The following is a 20,916-nucleotide window of genomic DNA, read 5'->3' on the forward strand; positions in this document are numbered from 1 at the left end:
CGTCGGTCTATTGGCTTCTTGCAGTCATCGGCGTTAATCTGTCGGCCAACACGCGGCTGACACGCAGCCGCAACATCGCAGTAAACGTGGCCGGCTCACGCCGAGAACCCCGGCCGCGCACCCCACAACGCCCGGTGGCCGCGGACGCCGGGCCCAACCCCCACGTGCCCCGCAGACCTCGCGCCCCCACCCGCGGCGGCTCGGCGAGCCGTCGCGCCCGTACCCGGGAGATCCCATGGTGCGTTCTGGCCGTCGCCGTACCCTCTATACCGCCCTGGCCTCGCTAGCGGCCGTCGTCGTGAGCCTCCTCGTCGCGCCCCCGCCGGCGCAGGCGGCCGCGTACTCCGTCCTCGTCTTCTCCAAGACCACCGGCTTCCGGCACGACTCGATCCCGGCCGGCATCGCCGCGATCCAGCAGCTCGGCACCGCCAACGACTTCACAGTGGACACCACAGAGGACGGTGCCGCGTTCACCGACGCCAACCTGGCGCGGTACGCCGCGGTCATCTGGCTCTCCACCACGGGTGACGTGCTCGACGCCACCCAGCAGTCCGCGTTCGAGCGGTACATCCGAAGTGGACGCGGATACGTGGGCGTCCACGCGGCGGCCGACACCGAGTACGGCTGGAGCTGGTACGGCGGCCTCGTCGGCGCCTACTTCGCCTCGCACCCGGCCAACCAGACCGCCACCGTGAAGGTGGAGGACCCGGCGCACCCGTCCACGTCGCACCTGCCGGCGCGCTGGTCCCGCTTCGACGAGTGGTACAACTTCCAGTCCAACCCGCGCAGCTCGGCACACGTGCTGGCCAGCCTGGACGAATCCACGTACACGCCGGGCGCCGGCGCGATGGGCGCGGACCACCCGACCGCCTGGTGCAAGACGTACGACGGCGGCCGCTCCTGGTACACCGGCGGCGGGCACACCAACGAGGCGTTCGCGGACGCGGCGTTCCGGCAGCACCTGCTCGGCGGCATCCAGACCGCGGCCGGCGTGGTGAGCGGCGACTGCGCCGCCGCGCAGACCAGCAGCTTCGAGAAGGTGACGCTGGACAGCAACACCAACAACCCGATGGAGCTCGACGTCGCGCCGGACGGCCGCGTCTTCTACGTCGAGCGGGACGGCCGGGTCCGCGTCATCAAGCCGGACACCCAGACCACCGTCACGGCCGCGACGATCCCGGTCTTCACGGGGAACGAGGACGGCCTGCTCGGCATCGTGCTCGACCCGGCGTTCGCCACGAACCGCTGGGTGTACCTCTACTACGCGCCCAACGGCGGCGCGGCCCGCAACGTGCTCTCCCGCTTCACCGTCAACGGCGACACGCTCGACCTGGCCAGCGAGCGGATCCTGCTCCAGGTGAACACCCAGCGCAACACGTGCTGCCACGCGGGCGGGAGCATGACGTTCGACGGCGCCGGCAACCTCTTCCTGGCCACCGGCGACAACACGAACCCGTTCGAGTCCGGCGGGTACACGCCGATCGACGAGCGGTCCGGGCGGCAGGACTTCGACGCCCAGCGCTCCTCCGGCAACACCAACGACCTGCGGGGCAAGGTGCTGCGCATCAAGCCGCAGGCGGACGGCACGTACACGATCCCGTCCGGCAACCTCTTCGCGCCGGGCACCGCGCAGACCCGGTCGGAGATCTACGCGATGGGGCTGCGCAACCCGTTCCGGATCGGTACCGACCCGCGCAACAACGTGCTGTACGTCGCCGACTACGGACCGGACGCCGGGCAGTCCAACGCGGACCGCGGACCGGGCAACACCGTCGAGTGGAACATCGTGCCGCAGGCCGCCAACCTCGGCTGGCCGTACTGCACCGGGCAGAACGCCGCCTACCGCGACTACACGTTCCCGTCCGGGCCGAGCGGGCCGGCGTTCAACTGCGCCGCCCCGGTCAACAACTCCCCCAACAACACCGGCCTGACCAACCTGCCGCCGGTGCAGCCGGCCACTGTGGACTACGACTACGACGGCAACCCGCGCTTCCCGGAGATCGGGGGCGGCGGCGCGCCGATGGGCGGCCCGGTCTACCGGTACGACCCGGCGCTGGTCAGCTCGCGCAAGTGGCCGGCGTACTTCGACGGCAAGGCGCTCTTCGGTGAGTGGAACCAGAACAAGATGTACACGATGCAGGTGACGCCGGACGGGCGTTCCCTTGTGGACATCAACCAGCTCCTCACCGGCATGTCGACGATCCGCCCGATGGACTTCGAGTTCGGGCCGGACGGCGCGATGTACCTCATCGAGTGGGGCACCGGCTTCGGCGGCAACAACGACGACTCGGGCGTGTACCGGATCGACTACCGCAACCTCGACCCGGCCCCGATCGCCCAGGCCGCCGGCACGCCGACGAGCGGGCGGACGCCGCTGACGGTGCAGTTCTCCAGCGCCGGCTCGCGCGATCCGGACGGGCAGCCGGTCACGTACTCGTGGACGTTCGGCGACGGCGGCACCTCGACCGCGGCGAACCCCAGCCACACGTACACGGCGAACGGCAACTTCACCGCCCAGCTCACCGTGCGCGACCCGGGCGGCCGTACCGCCGTCGCGAACGTGCCGATCACGGTCGGCAACACCGCGCCGACGGTGACGCTGACCGCACCGCCCAACGGCGGGTTCTTCGACTGGGGCAACCAGATCGACTACACCGTCACGGTCACCGACCCCGAGGACGGCACGATCGACTGCTCCCGGGTGGTGCTCCAGTACTCGTTCGGCCACGACGAGCACGCCCACCCGATCCAGCAGGCGACCGGCTGTAGCGGGCGGATCCAGACGTCGCAGGCCGGCGGGCACGACGCGGACGCGAACATCTTCGCCGTCCTCGAGGCCACGTACACCGACCGCGGCGGCGCGGGCGGCAGCGCGGCGCTGACCGGCCGCTCACTGATCCAGCTCCAGCCGAAGCGGAAGCAGGCCGAGTACTTCTCGGCGACCGGCCGGGTGGCCGGCGCGCCCACCGGCGGCACCGCGGGCGTGCAGCGGGAGACGACAAGCGACCCGCAGGGCGGCTTCCAGAACATCGCGTTCGTCGAGAACGGCGACTGGTGGTCGTTCGCGCCCACCAACCTGACGAACATCACCTCGGTACGGCTGCGGGCGGCCTCGGCCAACGGCGCCGGCACCGTCGAGGTGCGCGGCGGCTCCACGACCGGCCCGCTGCTCGGCTCGGCCGCGGTCCCGAACACCGGCGGCTGGCAGTCCTACGTGGACGTCAACATCCCGCTGTCCGCCAGCACCGCCACCCAGCAGCTCTACTTCATCGCCCGGTCCGCCGCCGGCACACCGGCCGGCACCGCGCTGGTGAACGTCAACTGGGTCGACTTCGTCGGCTCGGGAGTCGGGGTCAACGACCCGCAGGCGCCGCTGTCCCGCAACGTCCACCTCTTCTACTACCCGTGGTACGGCAGCCCGTCGGTCAACGGCAGCTACCGCCACTGGCAGCAGGGCGGCCACACCCGCCGAACGACATCGGCGCGAACCTCTACCCGACGCTCGGCACGTACGACTCCGGTGACTTCGCCGGCGCGGTCGCGCAGCACATGAGCTGGATCCGGCAGTCCGGCGCGGGCGTGATCGTGTACAGCTGGTGGGGCCAGAACTCGTACGAGGACCAGCTCGCGATGGGCGTGCTCAACGCCGCCCAGCAGCAGGGCATCAAGGTCGCCTGGCACCTGGAGCCGTACGCCGGGCGGACCGCCGCCTCGACGGTCGCGGACATCAACTACATCAACACCCGGTACGGCTCGCACCCGGCGTTCTTCAAGTCGGCCGAGCACAACAACAAGGCCGTCTTCTACGTCTTCGAGAGCCTCAACATCGCGGACTGGACGGCACTGGACCAGGTCACGGCCAGCAACATCGTCCTGGCGCAGACCACCGACACCTCGAAGATCGCCCACTTCTCCGGCATGTTCACCTACGACGCGATCGCCGCGACGACCGCGCCGGGCTGGGAGAACGCCGGCGAGTACGCGAAGGCGAACGGCCTGATCTGGGCACCGTCGCTCGGCCCCGGCTACATCGACGACCGAGCGGTGCCCGGCAACACCACCCCGACGCTGGCCCGCAACAACGGCGCCACGTACGACCAGGTGTGGAACAACGCCCTCGACCCGACCAAGGGCGGCGTGCCGACCTGGGTCTCGGTCACCTCGTTCAACGAGTGGCACGAGGGTTCGACGATCGAGCCGGCCGACTCCACGCCGCCGTCCGGGTTCGGGTACGAGACCTACGACGGTGCGTACGGCAAGACCGGCGCCGCCGCGGAGACCGCGTACCTGGAGCGGACCGCGTTCTGGACGGCCGAGTTCGAGCGGCGGCGCACCGGTACCGGCGGCGGGCTCGTCGCCGACCCGGCGAGCGTGGCGTTCGGCAACCAGGACGTGAACACCACCAGCGCCGCGCGGCCGGTGACGATCCGCAACACCGGCACGTCGGCGGTCTCGCTCTCCGGGGTGACGGTCACCGGCGACTTCGCCCAGACCAACAACTGTGGTACCAGCCTCGCGGCCGGCGCCACGTGCACGGTGAACGTCACGTTCCGGCCCACGGCGGCGGGCAACCGCACCGGCGTGCTCACGGTCGGCTCCGTGACCGTCGGCCTGTCCGGTACCGGTACCACCCCGAGCGGTGGCAACCTGGCGGCCGGCAAGCCGGTGACCGCGACGAGCTCGCAGGGCGGCTTCCCGGCGGGCAACGCGGTCGACGGCAACGCGGGCAGTTACTGGGAGAGCGCCAACAACGCGTTCCCGCAGTCGCTGACGGTCGACCTGGGCGCGTCGGTCAACACCAACCGGCTGGTGCTGAAGCTCCCGCCGGCCTGGGGCGCCCGCACCCAGACGCTGTCGGTGCTCGGCTCGACCGACGGCTCGTCCTACTCCACAGTGGTCGCCTCGGCGGCGTACAACTTCAACCCGGCGACGGCCAACACGGTCACGATCCCGCTGACGTCGGCGTCCCGCCGGTACATCCGGCTGACGTTCACCGCTAACACCGGGTGGCCGGCCGCTCAACTGTCCGAGTTGGAGGTGTACGGCGGCACCACCACACCGGCGCCCGCGCTGACCGTGTCGCCGTCGAGTGTGTCGTTCGGCAGCCGGACGGTCGGTACAGGTGGGCCGGCGTCGCCGGTGACCGTCACGAACACCGGTACGGCGGCGGCCAGCATCACCGGCATCACCGCGACCGGCGACTTCGCGCAGACCAACACCTGCGGTACGAGCCTGGCCGCCGGCGCGTCCTGCACGGTGAACGTGACGTTCACGCCGACCGCCGCGGGCAGCCGCACCGGCACGCTCTCGGTGGCGTCGAACGCGCCGGGCAGCCCGCACACTGTCGCGCTGTCCGGCACCGGTACGACCGCCAACACCAACCTGGCGGCGGGCAAGCCGGTGACCGCGACGACCACGCAGGGCGGCTTCCCGGCCGGGAACACGGTCGACGGCAACGCGTCGTCCTACTGGGAGAGCGCGAACAACGCGTTCCCCAGTCACTGACGGTCGACCTGGGCAGCGCGCAGTCGGTCTCCCGGATCGTGCTGAAGCTGCCACCGGCCACCGCGTGGCAGACCCGGACACAGACACTGTCGGTGCTCGGGTCCACCAACAACACGACGTACTCCACAGTGGTCGGATCGGCCGGGTACACGTTCAACCCGGCGACCGGCAACACGGTGACCATCACGTTCCAGGGCACGAGCCAGCGGTACCTGAGGCTCACCTTCACCGGTAACACCGGTTGGCCCGCGGGGCAACTGTCCGAACTGGAGGTATACGCTCAGTAGTCTGAGAGGCCGGGCCGTCGTGGGGGCGGCCCGGCGCTCATCTCCACGACCAGCGGCCGGTGGTCGGAAAAGGGCACCCGCGGCGTCTCCGCGGTCCCCTCGCCCGACCACCGCGCTCCCCCACGGCGGTCCAGCAGCACATGGTCGAGCTGGACCCGCGGCTGCCAGGCCGGGAAGGTCGGCACCCGGGCCAGCGGCCGCCACCCCGAGACGAGCGCCGCCACGCGGGCCGGCATGTTGAGATCGCCGAGCAGCAGCCGCGGCGACGGGAGCCGGCGCAGCGCCCGCACCACCAGGCGCAGCTGGGCGGCATTCCACGCGGGTACGAACGACAGGTGCGTGGTCGCGACGGTGAACGGCCCGTCCGGCCCCTCGACGACCGCGGCGAGCATGACCCGCGGCTCGTCCCGCAGCCACAGGAAGCGCCCGCCCGGCCCGGGCGGTTTGTGGGCCGGGCTAGCCTCGCCCACCGCGGCCGCGAAGGGTCCGTCCCCTTGACCTTGGCCCCTTCGGGGCCAGGACCGGCGAGCGCAGCGGCGCGCCGGTCAGCCGGGTGACGTGCCACGACCGCACCGGCCAGCGGCTGACCAGGCCCACCCCGAAGCTCGGCTCGTCGGCGCCGTCCTCGTCGTCGGTCAGCCGGCGGTAGGTCTCCCCCGGCGTGCCGATCAGCGCGGGCGCGAACCGGCAGGTGACCGCGCCGCTCGCCTCGGCGGCGACCTGCGTGAGGTCGATGTGGCCGCTGCGCGGCTGCCCGCGGTCGACCTCCTGCATGCCGAGCACGTCGGCGTCGAGCGCGGCGACCGCCGAGCGGAAGCGCTCCCGCTCCACCTCGCCGTCGTCGAGCGACCTCCCGTGCAGCACGTTGAACGTGGCCAGGCGCACGGGTTCCAGCCTACGGGGTCGCGATCCGCCCGTCGCGCGCTCTTACTATGAACAAAGTTAACTGATAAGCTTCCTGCCCAATCGATAAGGATGATTGGGGTTGTCATGCGCGTTCGGCGTCTTGTGTTAGCCCTGGTGACAGGGGTGGCGGCAGCGGTTGTCGCCGGGATCGGCCTCGCGCCGAACGTCGGGGCGGCGCCCCAACTGCTCGTGGTCTGCAACGCGCCGGCGTGGGCCGAGGGCAACACGTACCCGGCCGGCGCGCAGGTGGTCTACAGCCTCCGGCTCTACCAGGCGCTGGTCACGCACACCGCGCACCCGGGCGCCGGCTGGAACCCGGCGGCCACTCCCTCGCTCTGGCGCGACCTCGGCGCCTGTGACGGACAGCCGCCGCCGACGCCGACCCGTACCCCCTCGGCCACGCCCACGCCCACGCGGACTGCCACCCCTCACCGACCCCGACGCGGACCGCGTCGCCCACCCCGACCACACCGGCGCCGACCGGCGGGACCTGCGCGGTCAAGTCGCGGCCCGGGGCAAGGTGCTTCACGGGTACTGGGAGAACTGGGACGGCGCCGCGAACGGCGTGCACCCGCCGCTGGGCTGGATCCCGATCACCGACGCGCGGATCCGCCAGCACGGCTACAACGTGATCAACGCGGCGTTCCCGGTGATCCTCTCCGACGGCACCGTGCTGTGGCAGGACGGCATGGACGCCGGGGTCAAGGTGGCCACGCCGGCTGAGATGTGCGCGGCCAAGGCGGCCGGCCTCACGATCCTCATGTCGATCGGCGGTGCCACAGCCGGCATCGACCTGTCGTCGTCCGCGGTGGCCGACCGGTTCGTCGCCACGATCGTGCCGATCCTCAAGCGGTACAACTTCGACGGCATCGACATCGACATCGAGACCGGCCTCACCGGCAGCGGCAACATCAACCAGCTCTCCGCCTCGCAGGCCAACCTGATCCGCATCATCGACGGCGTGCTCGCCCAGATGCCGTCGAACTTCGGGCTCACGATGGCGCCGGAGACCGCGTACGTGACCGGCGGCAGCGTCACGTACGGCTCGATCTGGGGCGCGTACCTGCCGATCGTCAAGAAGTACGCGGACAACGGCCGGCTGTGGTGGCTCAACATGCAGTACTACAACGGCAGCATGTACGGCTGCTCCGGCGACTCGTACGCGGCCGGCACCGTGCAGGGCTTCACCGTGCAGACCAACTGTCTGAACAGCGGGCTCGTCATCCAGGGCACGACGATCCGGGTCCCGTACGACAAGCAGGTGCCGGGACTGCCCGCCCAGCAGGGCGCCGGTGGCGGGTACATGTCGCCGAGCCTGGTCAGCCAGGCGTGGAACTCGCACTCCGGGCAGCTCAAGGGCCTGATGACCTGGTCGATCAACTGGGACGGCTCGCGCAACTGGACCTTCGGCGACAACGTCCGCTCGCTCCAGGGCCGCTGAGTTGAAGAGGGGCGTCCCTTGTGGGCGCCCCTCTTCACATTCATGATCGCCAGCTGTACGGCCGCGTCGGTATAGTGACGGTGCGCGAAGGCGATCACGAAAGACCCCCGGGGACGCGCCATGAGAACGCAGCGGAAGACGTCTCGCCGGGTCGGTCTGGTCGCCTCGCTGGCCGCGCTGCTGGTGGCTGCCGCCTGCACCAGCGACCGTGACCCTTCCCCGGGTCCAGCGGGCCAAGCCCGAGCGATACGCGCCCATCGGTCCTGGCATGGACGCTGGCCGCCGCGACGGCCCTCGGCCACCCGAAGAACGTGGGCGGCGTCGCCGTCGCGTACCTGGTCGAGGCCAAGGAACTGTACCTGATCGGCATGGACCCCAAGACCGGGAAGGAGCTGTGGCGCCAGCTCGCCTCGCCCGGCCAGATCACTCCCGGCATCCCGGTGACGGTGCAGGACGTCGACGACAAGGTCGTCTACATGCGGCCGGAGCGCGGCGACCCCAGGTTCACCCGGCTGGTGATCGCCGACCCCAAGACCGGAGCGGACATCGTCGTGAGTGGACCGGCGATCGTCTCGTCCAGCCTCAGCAGCTGCGGAGCGGACGTGTGCACGACGGCCAGGCGGAGCGTCAACGCCCGCGGCACCCTGCACCGGCTGCGCGTCGCGGACGGGAAGCTGGCCGAAGAGCCGGCGCAGGCCGCGATCCCGGCGGGCGCGCGAAGCATCGGCGACGGTGGGCTGCTCGACCTTGGCATCCGCAGTCCGCAGCGCGAGGAGTTCGCCCTCTTCAGCGACAACAAGGTGCGTTGGAGGATCCCGGTCACCGACGCCTTCCCACCCGGGTACAGCACCGACTACGGCTGGCGCTTCCACCACTACGAGAGCCAGAAGCTGATCGTCGGAAACATCTACCCGGACGTGAAGCGGGCGCCGGACTCCAGCTTCACCCGGCAACTCGAGGGCCGCGCCGCGGCGGCCGGCATCTCCACCGTGGACGGCTCGGTCCTGTGGAAGGAGCCCGGCGCCGACCTCTTCTGCCGCGGCGCGATCGACGTGGAAGATCCGGCTACAGAGGATCTCATTCCCGTCCGCTGCCGGTACCGGGGTATCGAGACGTACGACGGCAAGACCCGACAGGTGAGCCACCGCGACCTGAGCGTCACCGTGGAAGGCTTCTCCCCCACCACGGGCAAGACCACCTGGACTGTGGACGCCGGCCCGGCCGACCTGCTGGTCGAGCCCGGCAACGGACAGGTCACGGCCGGACGCACCACGGTCATGGCCCGCTTCGGGGCTGAGCCTCTCGCCATCGACATTGCGACGGGTAAGACCACGGTGCCCGCCTCGGACGCCACCTTCTGGTGCCCGCGCAAGGTCGAATTCAAGTACCGGGTACCCATGCGAATCCTGGGCGACCTGATCTACGACCGCTACGGCGAGGCGATCACGAGCATCTGCGACACAAAGGGCGAGCCGGCGACCCAGCCACCGCCGTCGAGCGTGACCCGGTCCGTCGGCACCAACTTCGACGACATCACCATCGTCGCCACCAAAGAGGGCTTCACCGCCTACCGGACCGAGCCCGCGTAGCGAGCCCGTCGCGCGCTCGCCTTACGGAAAACCACGCTCTTGACGCATGGGGTCATATCGATGACCCTGATGTTCAGTAACCGCCTCTTCGGCGCTGTGGCGGCCCTTCGCGGGTCCGCCTCGGGCGGTGCCTTCACCATCGCCCGACGCCTGGAGGTGTCATGTCGCAGTACTCCCTTGTCCGGACGCGACCACGCAGAGCCCTCGCCGCGGCTCTAGCCGTGGTCGTCGCCGGCCTGCTCGGCGCGGTCGCCATCGCCCAAGGGCGGGCGGACGCGGCCGGTCCCCTGATTTCCCAGGGCAAGCCCGCCACCGCGTCCTCCGCCGAGGGCGACGGCCTGGCCGCTGCCTTCGCGGTCGACGGCAACCCGGGCACGCGCTGGTCCAGCCTGTTCAGCGATCCACAGTGGATCCAGGTGGACCTCGGGCAGACCGCCGCGATCGACCAGGTGACGTTGGTCTGGGAGGCGGCGTACGCGAGCGCCTTCCGGATCGAGACCTCGACCAACGGCACCACCTGGACGCAGATCTACGCGACCACGACCGGCACCGGCGGCACGCAGACGCTCGCGGTGAGCGGCTCCGGCCGGTACGTGCGGATGTACGGCACGGCCCGGGCGATCGGCTACGGGTACTCGCTCTGGGAGTTCCAGGTCTTCGGCACGATCGGCGGCGCCCCCACGACGCCACCGACAAGCCAGCCGCCGACCAGCCAGCCGCCGCAGGGCGGGACGGTCATCTCGGAGTTCAAGAACGTGACCGCCTCCTCGTACGAGGGTGGCAACGCGCCGGCGGCCGCGCTCGACGGGCGGACGGCGACGCGCTGGTCCAGCCAGTTCAGCGATCCACAGTGGATCCAGGTGGACCTGGGCGGAGCGGCCACGATCACCGGGGTGACGCTGGTGTGGGAGGCCGCGTACGCATCGTCGTACCGGATAGAGACCTCGACGAACGGCACCACCTGGACCCAGGTCTACGCCACGACGGCCGGGCGGGGCGGCACCGAGCGGCCGGCCGTGACCGGCAGCGGGCGGTACATCCGGCTGACCGGCACCGCGCGGGCGACCGGCTACGGGTACTCGCTCTGGGAGTTCCAGGTGTTCGGCACGGTGAACACCGAGGCGAGCACGCCGCCGCTGCTCTCCGGCCCGACCCGCCCGCCGGGCACGACCGGGCAGTTCCAGCTCAGCGCGCCGGCCAACGGGGCGATGGTCACGACCACGCGCCGGCCGCCGCTGTCCTGGGCCGCCGTCGGCGGCGCGGCCCGCTACCAGGTGTGGCTCAACGTCAGCCGTACCGACTACGACTTCGCCGCCTCGGGCAACCTCATCGACGTGTACACGAAGGTCGCCGAGCCGACCGGCACCAGCTACACGCCGACCTGGGACATCGCCGACCGGTGGACCTACAAGTGGTACGTGGTCGCGGTCAACGGCGCGGGCGGCACCGTCGCCACCTCGAACATCCGGCAGTTCAGCCTCTACGTGCCCACGCTGGAGGCGGTCGCCGACGGCGTCGGGATCGTGAACGGCGCGCGCGACCTCAACCGCAACGGCGCGATCGAGCCGTACGAGGACTGGCGGCTGCCGGTCGAGTCGCGGGTCAGCGACCTGCTCGGGCGGATGACGCTCGAGGAGAAGGCGTACCAGATGTTCTACAACGCGCAGCTGTTCGCCCAGGCGGGCTGGCACTTCGGGCCGGCCGGCGCGGCCGACCTGCACGCCAACCTGCTGCGGTCGAGCGGTACCCGGCTGGGCATCCCGTTCATCTCGGCTGGTGACACGATCCACGGGTACCAGACCACCTACCCGACGCAGAGCGCGCTGGCCGCGGGGCGCAACTACCCGCTGGACTACAAGCTCGGCGACATGCAGCGGCGGGAGCAGCTCGAGGTGGGTACGCGCGGCGTGCTCGGGCCGCTCGCCGAAGTGGGCACGAAGGTGCTGTACCCCCGCATCCAGGAAGGGAACGGGGAGAGTGCCGAGGTCGCGGCCGCGCAGGTGCGGGCGCTTGTCTCCGGACTTCAGGGCGGGCCGGAGCTGAACCCGCAGTCGGTGCTCGCCACGGTCAAGCACTGGCCCGGCGAGGGCGCGGGCGGCGAGGCGCTGATCGTCTTCGACGCCGTCACGATCAAGTACCACATGATCCCGTTCCGGGCCGCGATGGAGGCCGGCGCGGTCAACATCATGCCCGGGTACGCGGGCAGCTCGTACCTCGACCCGGGTGGCCCGGGTGCGGGCGACAGCGCGCCGATCCTCAACTACCTGCGGCAGAACCTCGGCTACACCGGCCTCATCACCACCGACTGGCTCCCGTCCGGCTCCTGGGTCGGTGCCGCGCGGGCCGGCTCGGACGTGATGGGCGGCGCCGACCCGGGCGCGCCGGGGTACAGCATCGGCACGTTCACCGCCGGTGTGCCGGCGGCCCGGATCGACGACGCGGTACGGCGGGTGCTGCGGCTGAAGTTCCAGCTCGGCCTCTTCGAGAACCCGTACGGCGACCCGGTCAACGGCCCGTACCGCTTCCACATGCCGCAGTACGCGGGGCTCGCCAACCAGGCGGCGCGGGAGTCGATGACGTTGCTGCGCAACAACGGCGTGCTGCCGGTACGCCTCAACGCCGGCGACAACATCGTGGTGGCCGGGCCGCGCGCCGCGGACACGTCGGCGTGCTGCATCTGGACCAGCTACTTCCACCAGGAGTACGGCTCGCAGACGTTCCTGGAGGCGATCCGGGCGCGAGCCGCGCGGGCCGGCGTCAACGTGTACCAGGACACCGGGCCGTCGCCGAAGCTGGCGGTGGTGGCGGTCGGCGAGAGCTCGTACACCCACGGCACCAACTGGGTGAAGGAGCAGCCGTACCTGCCGCCTGACCAGCTGGCCGTCATCCAGAACTTCCAGCGGCAGGGCATCCCGGTCGTCGTCCTGCTGGTCATGCCCCGGCCGTACGTGATCAGCGAGTGGCACGAGCTGTCCAGCGCGCTCGTCGTCACGTACCGCGCCGGCGAGGAGATGGGTCCGGCCGCGGCCGGCCTGCTCTTCGGCGACTACCAGCCGCGGGGCAAGCTCCCGTGGCAGCTGCCGCGCACGCTCGACCAGGTGCTGCGGCCGGGCGGCAGCGACGTGCTCGCGGACGCCAACGAGCAGTGGGACCTGCCGTACGACCTCGGCGCCACCGCCGCCCAGCGCAACGAGATCCGGGCACGGATCGACGCCGGGCAGCCGGTACCGACGAACTACGGCAACCCGCTGTACCCGTTCGGGGCCGGCCTGACAGCGTTCTGACCGGTGTGGACGGGGCGGGCGCCCCTCTCCTTAGGGGCGCCCGCCCTCTACGCTCAGCGTCGTGAAAGAGCCCCAGGACACGCCGACGGCCCGGCTGGCGCTGCGCGTCGGCACGCCAGAGCTCGACGCGGCGGCGGAGGCGCTGGCCAAGCACGTCGGGGAGAAGCGGATCGACTCCGCCGAGTACGAGCGGCGGATGGAGGCAGCCAAAACGACGACGACACAGGGCGAGCTGCTCCAGATCTTCGCCGACCTCCCGGCGCCCCACCCCGACCTGCCTGGCGTTCCCGAGCCGCTGCCGCTGCGCAAGACGGGCGACGGCGACGACGACATCCCCATCTACGCGGCCGCCTGCGCCCTCGCGATCCTGCTCGGCGAGCCGGTCGCGATCGTGCTCGCCATCGTCTACGACGCGTGGTGGCTGATCGCGATCCCAGTCGCCTTCTGCGTCCTCCTGGTCACCGGCGTCGCCATCCACGACCGCCTCCGCCGCCACTAGATCTTTCAGGGCCGGGGTCACATTCAATTTCTTGAGACAAGGTATTTGCCCCGGTCCGCGCCAGTCGCAGACCGTATGCTCCCGCGGGCACCGCGCAGGTCGGCGCCTCGCTAGCGCTCGCCGAAATCCCCGACCTCCGCTGCCACGTCCGCGGTCCAAGCCCAAACCCCAACCCGGGACCGCCGTCGGACGAGGAGCAAGGAGGTGGGTGCGGGCTGGGTGTACGCGAGAGATCGCCGCGCTGCTGGCGGCGCTGCGGGAGGCGGTGTCGGCGATCGCGCAGCGGCTCGACGCTGTACTTTGACAACGTTTGACACGAGGAGGATGACGATGGGCCTGGCGGAGCGGCGAGCGGCACTGGCGTTCAGCACCGAGGAGTACCCGGGGTGGAGGAGCAAGTTCGATCAGGCCGCCTGCTTCGAGGTGCCGGTCGAGGTCGCCTGGGACGAGCTGGCGGTCGACGGTTACGCCGACGACTATTCGGCGTTCTTCACGAAGGTGTACTTCAGGCCGCTGGCCGAGGCGCTGGCCGCGATCACTATCGATGACCTCGGCAAGGACGCCCTGAAGGCGGGCTGAAGAAGATCGTCGTCAGGAACTCGGGTCAGTACTACAGCGACAGCGGCTTCACGTTCGTCGACGGTGTGCTGACGGTCGACCACCAGGCCCAGTCCAATGTGGAGTACTACGACGAGCGCGCCAAGCAGCTCCAGCGGCTCCTGGAGTCCGGCCTTTAAGTCACCGCGACCAACAGCGGCGGGTGAGGCCGCGGGAGCGACGGTCTGGACCACGACGGACGCCGCGGTAGCTCGAATGATGATTGAAGGTCACTGGCCGCGGAGGCGCAGCTGGCGGCCGGGCCAGCGGGCGCGGAGCCAGCGGTCGTGGCTGGCCATGACCACCGCCCCGGGGCTGATCCCCAGCGCCTCCTCCAGCTCGTCGCAGAGCCGGGGCGAGAGGTGGTTTGTGGGCTCGTCGAGCAGGAGCAGCTCGGGCGGGTCGGCCACCAGCAGGGCGAGGGCTAGGCGCCGCCGCTGGCCGACCGAGAGTTCGCCGACCGGCCGCGCGATGTCGCCTGGGCTTAGCAGGCCCAGAGACCGCAGGGGTACCGACTCCGCGCGCTCAAGGCCCAACGCCAGCTCGTACGTGTCCTGCGCGGTCCGATCTGGACGGTCGAACGCCGTGTCCTGGGTCAGCAGCCCCACCCGCAGCCCGCGCCGCCGCCGCACCTCGCCCCCGCCGTGCAGCCGGCTGGCTAGCACGGCGAGCAATGTGGACTTTCCGGTGCCGTTGGGGCCGGTGACCAGCAGCCGGTCGTCCGCGCGCAGGTCGAACCGGTCGAGGCTGAGCCGGCCCGGCACGCGCAGGTCGCGCACCGACACGAGCAGCCCGTCGGCGGCGGGACTGACCAGTGTGGACACCCGGAAGCGCAGCGGCTCGGGCGGCTTGCGCACCTGGTCGCGTTCGAGGTCCTGGAGGCGGCGGGCGGCGTTGCGTACCCGGCGGGAGACCTGCTGCTCGACGCGGTTGCCCATCGTGCCGTACGACATCTTGTTGTTGTCCTTCGGCGGCCGCCCGTATCCGACCTGGTGCGCGGTGACCGCCACCGCGTGCCGCAGCTCGCCCAGCTCCTCCTGCTCCTCGGCGTAGCGGCGCTGCCACCGTTCCCGTTCGGCGCGCTTCGCGGCCTGGTAGTCGGTGTAGTTGCCGCCGTACCGGGCGGGCCCGTCGACGGCGGGGTCGAGGTCGACGAGGTCGGTGCAGACGGCGTCGAGCAGCGTACGGTCGTGGCTGGCCAGCACCACCACGCCGGGCAGGCCGCGCAGTTGCTCCTCCAGGAAGGCGGCCGCCGCGTCGTCGAGGTGGTTGGTCGGCTCGTCCAGCAGCAGCGCCGACGGGCGGCGGATCAGCAGCGCGGCGAGGGCGAGCCGGCCGCGCTGCCCGCCGGAGATCGAGCCGAGCGTGCGGTCATACGCGAGATCGCCCACCCCGAGCCCGGCCAGCACCAGCCCGGCGCGGCGGTCGGCGTCCCAGGCGTCGGTCTCCTGGGCGCGGTCAAGCCGCTCGCCGTACTCGGTGAGCAGGTCCGCGTCCTCCGGCGTGGCGGCGAGCGCGGCGGTGAGCCGGTCCAGCGCGGCGAGCACGTCGCGGGCCTCGCGGAGCGCGTCGTCGACCACGTCCCGCACTGTCGCGGTGAGGTCGAACGGCATCTCCTGGTGCAGGTAGCCGAGGTCGGGCGGGCGGACCACGCTGCCGCCGTCGGGCTCGTCGACGCCGGCGAGGAGGCGGAGCAGGGTGCTCTTGCCCGTGCCGTTTTCGCCGATCAGGCCGATGCGGTGGCCGGGCGCGGCGACGAGGGACACGCCGTCGAGCACGCGACGCGCGCCGAACGTGCGGACGAGATCATTTGCGAGGAGGGGATGACGTGACACGGGACACCACCGCGGGATAGACACTTCCGCCCGCCGGGCAGTGCCTCGGGCGCGGGCGCGACAGGGTGTCTACGGATCACATCGCCGTCAACGGTAGCCACGCCGCCGCGCCCGCCGCAAACGATTAACCGAAGTAGCCACGGACACGGCCGTGTCCTCACTCGTTCCTCATCAGAACTTGATCTGCCGGCCGCTAACCTAGCGGCGAATTCTGACGTGGGGTTGAAACGTGACGCGGTGGGGGAAAGAAGGCCCCGTGGCTACGACGGTTGAGGCACGGACAAAGGTCCGTCAGGCGCGAGTTACCCTTCCCACGGCCTGGCTGGTTCTCCTCGGCCTGGCCAACGCGCTCTGTTTGGTCGCGGTGTGGCGGTTCTTCGTGCGCAGCGAGCGGGGGCAGCTGCTGGACACCGTCGCCCTGGAGGGGAACGCGATCGGCCAGGACCGCGTCGACGGTCTGGCCAACACGGTGCTCAACGCCGTCTCCCTGGCCTCGCTGGCCGTGGCGACGATCGTCGTCGCGGTGATCGCGCTGGCCCGGGGCGGGTACTGCTCACGCTGGTGGTCACCGCGTTCGTGGCTACCGCCAACGTGGTCACCCAGGTGCTCAAGCAGGGGCTCTACCGACCCGACTTCGGCGTAGACCCGGAACGGGTGACCGCCGGCAACAGCTTCCCCAGTGGCCACGCGACTGTCGCCATGTCCGTGGTCATCGCGCTCGTCCTGGTGGTACCGCCCCGGCTGCGCGGAATCGTCGCGATCCTCGGCGCCGTGTACGCGGCCGTGGCCGGCGTCGCCACCATGTCGCTCGGCTGGCACCGCCCCAGCGACGTCGCCGGCGCGGTGCTCATCGTCGGCGGCTGCGTCGCGCTCGCCGGCCTGCTGCTGGTGCTGGCGCACGGCCGGGAGGCCCGGGTGAAGGCCGACGACGCCCACCCGTTCGCCGTCACGTTGCTGATGATCGCGGCAGTGGTCCTGCTCCTGGCCGCGGCCGGCGCCTTCTGGCGGGTCAACGGCGTGGCCACGACACCGGTCGACGAGCTCCCCCGCGACACGCTGCTCACCGCGTACCTGGGCGCGGCCGCGGGCATCGCCGGCATCGTCTCGGCGGTCACCGGCCTCACGCTCGCCGCGATGCACCGCGTGGTCCCCTGGCGCATCAGCTGACTAGCTGACAGGCTGGCGTCGCGTCAGGCTCGCACCGACCGGGCCGCATCTCCGGGCGTCAGGCGCGCAGCGACCGGGCCGCACCTCCGGGCGTCAGGCTCGCAGCGACCGGTCCAGGAAGGCGGCGACCGTGCGGGCCAGCGCGACCCGGTGGTCGGCGAGCGAGTGGTCGGTCGGGAATAGGTGGTGCTCGAAGCGAGGCAGCGCCCCGAACGCCTCGACCACCGGCAGGTGGTGCTCCTCCGGCGGCGCGACCACGTCGAGGGCGGCGCCGATCAGCAGCACCGGGCGGTCGGCCAGGCGCGGGGCCAGCTCGCCCAGGCGACCCGACGCCCCGACCTCCTCCATCTCGTCGACGAGCGCCTCCGCGCTGGTACCCCGCAGCGGCAGCAGCTCCTCCTCGAAGGCGGCCACATACCCCGCCCGCACCTCAGGATCGGCCTGGCTGGCGGCGGCGCCCGCGCCGAAGTCGAAGGCCGCGATCGACGCGACCGCCTCCACCGACGGGTCGGCGGCGGCCGTGCGGAGCGCCGTGTACCCACCGAGGCTGTGCCCCACCAGCCCCAGCCGGGCGGGGTCGAGGCGGTGCGCCGCGGTGAAGGCCTCGTCGCGGACCGCGCGCACGACGAAGACGGCATCCTCGAACACGTTCCCCCACGACCAGGAGCCGCCGACACCCCACGAGCCGCGGTAGTGGAAGACCAGCGCGGCATACCCCGCGCGGCGCAACGCGTGGGCGAGGTCGAAGTTACGCTCGTTGCCCGGGAAGCCGTGCAGCAGCACCACAACCGGGTGCGGCCCGGGACCACCGGGCAGGTGGAGCACGCCGAGGAGCGTCTCGCCGCCACTCTCGAACGTCACCGGCCTCGTGCTGGCCGGCGGTGTCAGGTCGCCCGACGGGTCGGTCACCAGGAAGTCGGACATCCTCGGCAACCTAGCAGAGGGCCTACGCTCCTGGCATGCGAGCGCACGCACTCAACCCGATCCTCAACGTGAGCGACTTCGCGGCGACCATCCGCTGGTTCGAGACACTGGGCTGGGAGAAAGCCTGGGACTGGGGCGACCCGCCGACCTTCGGCGCGGTGCGCTCCGGCGCCTGCGAGATCTTCCTCTGCCAGGACGGCCAGGGCGGCCGAGGGCACGGCGGCGTGGCGGCGACCTTCGGCCCGGACGGCGACACGAGCGCCGACCGCGGCGTGTGGATGTCAGTCTGGGTCGACGACGTGGACGAGCTACACGCACACTGCGTCGCGTCCGGCATCGAGGTCGCCTGGCCCCCGACCGACATGCCGTGGGGCGTACGCGAGATGCACGTCCGACACCCGGACGGCCACGTCTTCCGCGTCAGCCACCCCACCCACGCCGAAGACCACCCACACCCGCATTAGAGACTTTCAGGATCGAGATCTGAGCTACCGCGACGTCCGCGGTGGTCCAGACCGCCGCTCCCGCGGCCTCACCCTCCGCGCTCCACAACCCAAACCCACGACCCACAGCTCCGCGTCCCACCTTGTTGCTGCCCTGGAGCCGGTTGCAAAAATGCCCGCCGACAACCTGCGTCGGGAAAATACGGCTGTGTCGACCGCTGGCCGCCGAGCGGCGGCAAGCGAGGGTCAACGCGACCCCTCATCTCATGCGAATCTGGCGATTCTGTCCCCGGCAGCAATAAGTGCTCACAAACCGCCCGAGCCCGGGGCGGACCCGAGTTCTGGATCTAGTCGACTTTCTGTCGTCAGGGCAGCAGAAAGTCGACTAGATCCAGAACTTTGCCGGGTCGCCCGCGAGGCGGGCAGACCCGGAAACATTCATGCGTTGCCGGGGTTGCGGTTACCCCATTTCTTGGCTCCGGCGGGGATCTCCGGCCTCCAGGATGGGGAAAGTGCGGGCTGCGTCGAATCTGATCGCTCAGCCGCCTCTGAACGCGGTTCCGGTCGCACTGGCAGCAACAAGCGGACCCAAAAGCCACTCGTTCCTTGATCGGCGCTACAGCCCGACGCCATAGCAGATCGTGGTATTTAGCTGTCGCTATAGGGGCAGCTAAATACCACGATCGCTAGCCTGCTCCGGCCGTAACGCGCCGATCAAGGGGAACCAGATTTCTGCGGTTGTGCGTCGCCCTTGCGTCCCCTGCGGTTATGCGTGAGGACGGGGTTCGTCGGGGCTTTGGGTGCGTTTTCCGTTGCTATAGCAACGGTTAGTGTTCACAAAGGCGCGGCGCCGGCTTGCAATGGTGGCGCCGGGCTACTCGGGTGGGAGGTGGGTCCAGGCGAGTTCGTTTCCGCGGGCGTGTGCGACGGTCGCTAGCCCGATCGCCGTGCAGCGCCAGCCGGCGCGGGTGCGTACCAGGCGGTGGGTGTAGTGGCCCCACACCTCCCACAGGGCGTCGCCCAGCGGGCGGGCCAGGCGGTTGAAGGCGTACCCCTTGGAGCGTGTGCTCGCCCGATCACCGTCCACGGTGATCGCGTGGTTGGTGCGCATGTGGAAGCTTGCCTTCTCCGCGTACAGGTTGCGCTCCCACCCACCGACCAGCTCGTCGGCGGTGATGCGTGCCGCCGGGCCGCCGCCCAGCGCGGCGAAGTCCACGTCCACCCGGTCGGTGAAGTAGGCCCGGCACCGCGCCCAGTCCTTGGCGTCCACCGCGTCGTCGATGCCGTCGAGCACCGCCCGGATCGCCTCCAGGTCGGCCGGTGACGCGGCCCGTGACGTGGCGGGCGGTGACGACGCCGAGGCCGGTGACGGTGCGACCATCGCCGCGCCGGCCACACCTATCGCGCCGGCCACCACGGCCCGTCGGGGCAGTTCACTGCTCTCCACCACTTTCTCCCATCAGGCGAGCATCAGGTGCGCGATCCACATCGCACGGGTTCACGCCAGCCACGCTAGGCGGGCTCCGGCGCCTCGCCGTTGTACGTTCTTGCGGACCTCGCGTACCCGCCCGGCGGGACACCCACCACGCGCCTGAAGTGCCGGGTGAAGTGGCTCGGATCGTAGAAGCCCGTGGCGTACGCCACCTCGGTCGCGCTCCGCCCGGCCAGCAGCAGCCGCCGAGCCAGCCCCACGCGGGCCTGGATCTGGTAGGCGTGCGGCGGCAACCCGTACTCGGTCGCGAATGTGCGCGCCAGGTGGTACGGGCTCAGGTTCGCCACGCGGGCCAGGTCGGCGAGGGAGACGTTGCGGGCGAGGTTGTCCATGAGGTATGCGCGGACGCGCTCAGCCTCGTGGCGGGCAGGTGCCGGCGGGCGACCCGGGCGTACACCGCGCTGCCGCTCCAGCAGCGCCACAAGTGCCGCCTGCGCGAGGCAGTCCCGGGTGAGTCGTGACTCAGCCTCCTGGTACGAGCGGTGCAGCCGCAAGAAGCGGTCGAACAGTTCGTCCGCCGGCACCAGCAGGTCGGCCAGCCCGGCCCGCGCCGGCCGGCCGGCGACCGCGCCCGCCACGGCGTCTACCGCGCCCGGGTCCAGGTAGAACACGCGGTACCGGCCGCCGGCCGGGCGGTCGTCGGGGTCGCGGGTCTCGTGCACCTCCTGCGGCGCCACGACGGTGAGGCTGCGCGGGGCGATCGTGTGCCAGGCCCGCCGGTACCACACCCGGCCGGGCAGCTCCAGGTTGAGGCAGACCTGGTACTCCTCGTGCGCGTGCCGGGGGTACGCCACCGCCGGGCCGGGCCCGTACCGGTAGCGCTCCAGCACGACACCGTCCACGCTCCACGCTTCGATCCTCACTCCCATCGCAGCCCGACAGTGCCGTACCGATGGGAAAGCGCGGCGAAAGGTGGTGCCAGCACCACTCCGAAGAGGCAAGCCCGC

Annotated in this window: 12 protein-coding genes and 4 pseudogenes; 11 read left to right on the forward strand and 5 right to left on the reverse strand. The window is 71.0% G+C overall.

The annotated features are described in order from the left end of the window. Window positions 1-235 precede the first annotated feature (235 nt). From Pflav_RS18555 to Pflav_RS49315, 3 genes and pseudogenes are all read left to right on the forward strand, one after another. Window positions 236-3,553, forward strand: coding sequence for a ThuA domain-containing protein (locus Pflav_RS18555; RefSeq protein ID WP_173037269.1), 3,318 nt, complete (start codon window positions 236-238; stop codon window positions 3,551-3,553). Beyond that, window positions 3,478-4,590: pseudogene (locus Pflav_RS49310) on the forward strand (choice-of-anchor D domain-containing protein); the annotation flags it as partial. The gene Pflav_RS18555 and the pseudogene Pflav_RS49310, both read left to right, overlap by 76 nt. 9 nt (window positions 4,591-4,599) lie before the next feature. Further along, window positions 4,600-5,792 (forward strand): annotated as a pseudogene (locus tag Pflav_RS49315) (discoidin domain-containing protein). Here the strand turns inward: Pflav_RS49315 and Pflav_RS45845 are convergent. Beyond that, window positions 5,786-6,677: pseudogene (locus Pflav_RS45845) on the reverse strand (endonuclease/exonuclease/phosphatase family protein). The pseudogenes Pflav_RS49315 and Pflav_RS45845 overlap by 7 nt on opposite strands. 105 nt (window positions 6,678-6,782) lie before the next feature. Between Pflav_RS45845 and Pflav_RS18575 the strand changes: the two are divergent. From Pflav_RS18575 to Pflav_RS18595, 5 genes and pseudogenes are all read left to right on the forward strand, one after another. Next, a pseudogene (locus tag Pflav_RS18575) lies at window positions 6,783-8,139 on the forward strand (glycosyl hydrolase family 18 protein). Between the two features lie 311 nt (window positions 8,140-8,450). After that, window positions 8,451-9,728 carry a hypothetical protein gene (locus Pflav_RS43710; protein ID WP_232071604.1) on the forward strand — a complete coding sequence of 426 codons (1,278 nt, stop codon included), beginning with the start codon at window positions 8,451-8,453 and terminating at the stop codon, window positions 9,726-9,728. A gap of 161 nt (window positions 9,729-9,889) precedes the next feature. Beyond that, a complete protein-coding gene (locus tag Pflav_RS18585; protein WP_173037271.1) occupies window positions 9,890-13,012 on the forward strand; it encodes a discoidin domain-containing protein in 3,123 nt (1,040 codons plus the stop codon). 61 nt (window positions 13,013-13,073) lie between these two features. Continuing rightward, window positions 13,074-13,511, forward strand: coding sequence for a DUF1707 SHOCT-like domain-containing protein (locus Pflav_RS18590; RefSeq protein WP_173037272.1), 438 nt, complete (start codon window positions 13,074-13,076; stop codon window positions 13,509-13,511). Between the two features lie 330 nt (window positions 13,512-13,841). Further along, on the forward strand, window positions 13,842-14,090 hold the full coding sequence (locus Pflav_RS18595; protein WP_173037273.1) for a hypothetical protein: 249 nt from the start codon (window positions 13,842-13,844) through the stop codon (window positions 14,088-14,090). A 248-nt stretch (window positions 14,091-14,338) separates the two neighbouring features. On the opposite strand, the gene Pflav_RS18600 is transcribed toward Pflav_RS18595, so the two are convergent. Further along, entirely contained in the window at window positions 14,339-15,943 is a 1,605-nt protein-coding gene (locus Pflav_RS18600; RefSeq protein WP_173037274.1) for an ABC-F family ATP-binding cassette domain-containing protein, read from the reverse strand. A gap of 256 nt (window positions 15,944-16,199) precedes the next feature. Here Pflav_RS18600 and Pflav_RS48005 point away from each other — a divergent pair, with 256 nt between their 5' ends. After that, on the forward strand, window positions 16,200-16,586 hold the full coding sequence (locus Pflav_RS48005) for a hypothetical protein (protein WP_332107773.1): 387 nt from the start codon (window positions 16,200-16,202) through the stop codon (window positions 16,584-16,586). Continuing rightward, a complete protein-coding gene (locus Pflav_RS18605) occupies window positions 16,520-17,110 on the forward strand; it encodes a phosphatase PAP2 family protein (RefSeq protein ID WP_332107774.1) in 591 nt (196 codons plus the stop codon). Before Pflav_RS48005 ends, Pflav_RS18605 begins: the two co-directional genes overlap by 67 nt. Before the next feature lie 93 nt (window positions 17,111-17,203). On the opposite strand, the gene Pflav_RS18610 is transcribed toward Pflav_RS18605, so the two are convergent. Beyond that, entirely contained in the window at window positions 17,204-18,034 is an 831-nt protein-coding gene (locus Pflav_RS18610) for an alpha/beta hydrolase family protein (RefSeq protein ID WP_173037275.1), read from the reverse strand. Between the two features lie 35 nt (window positions 18,035-18,069). On the opposite strand from Pflav_RS18610, the gene Pflav_RS18615 reads away from it, so the two are divergent. After that, entirely contained in the window at window positions 18,070-18,498 is a 429-nt protein-coding gene (locus tag Pflav_RS18615) for a bleomycin resistance family protein (RefSeq protein WP_173037276.1), read from the forward strand. 853 nt (window positions 18,499-19,351) lie between these two features. Here the strand turns inward: Pflav_RS18615 and Pflav_RS18620 are convergent. Then, entirely contained in the window at window positions 19,352-19,924 is a 573-nt protein-coding gene (locus Pflav_RS18620) for a nuclear transport factor 2 family protein (protein ID WP_173037277.1), read from the reverse strand. A 65-nt stretch (window positions 19,925-19,989) separates the two neighbouring features. Continuing rightward, window positions 19,990-20,838 (reverse strand): AraC family transcriptional regulator, encoded by an 849-nt coding sequence (locus Pflav_RS18625; protein WP_173037278.1) that lies wholly within the window; start codon window positions 20,836-20,838, stop codon window positions 19,990-19,992. Between the last annotated feature and the right edge of the window lie 78 nt (window positions 20,839-20,916).

The sequence above is a fragment of the Phytohabitans flavus genome (genome assembly GCF_011764545.1).
GTDB classification, from domain to species: Bacteria; Actinomycetota; Actinomycetes; order Mycobacteriales; family Micromonosporaceae; genus Phytohabitans; species Phytohabitans flavus.

What these genes read in the sequence shown, in the direction of transcription:
- Pflav_RS18555 (WP_173037269.1), top strand. Translation starts at nt 236, where the DNA reads ATGGTGCGTTCTGGCCGTCGCCGTACCCTCTATACCGCCCTGGCCTCG.
- Pflav_RS18625 (WP_173037278.1), bottom strand. Translation starts at nt 20,838, where the DNA reads ATGGGAGTGAGGATCGAAGCGTGGAGCGTGGACGGTGTCGTGCTGGAG.
- Pflav_RS18610 (WP_173037275.1), bottom strand. Translation starts at nt 18,034, where the DNA reads ATGTCCGACTTCCTGGTGACCGACCCGTCGGGCGACCTGACACCGCCG.
- Pflav_RS18585 (WP_173037271.1), top strand. Translation starts at nt 9,890, where the DNA reads ATGTCGCAGTACTCCCTTGTCCGGACGCGACCACGCAGAGCCCTCGCC.
- Pflav_RS18615 (WP_173037276.1), top strand. Translation starts at nt 18,070, where the DNA reads ATGCGAGCGCACGCACTCAACCCGATCCTCAACGTGAGCGACTTCGCG.
- Pflav_RS18595 (WP_173037273.1), top strand. Translation starts at nt 13,842, where the DNA reads ATGGGCCTGGCGGAGCGGCGAGCGGCACTGGCGTTCAGCACCGAGGAG.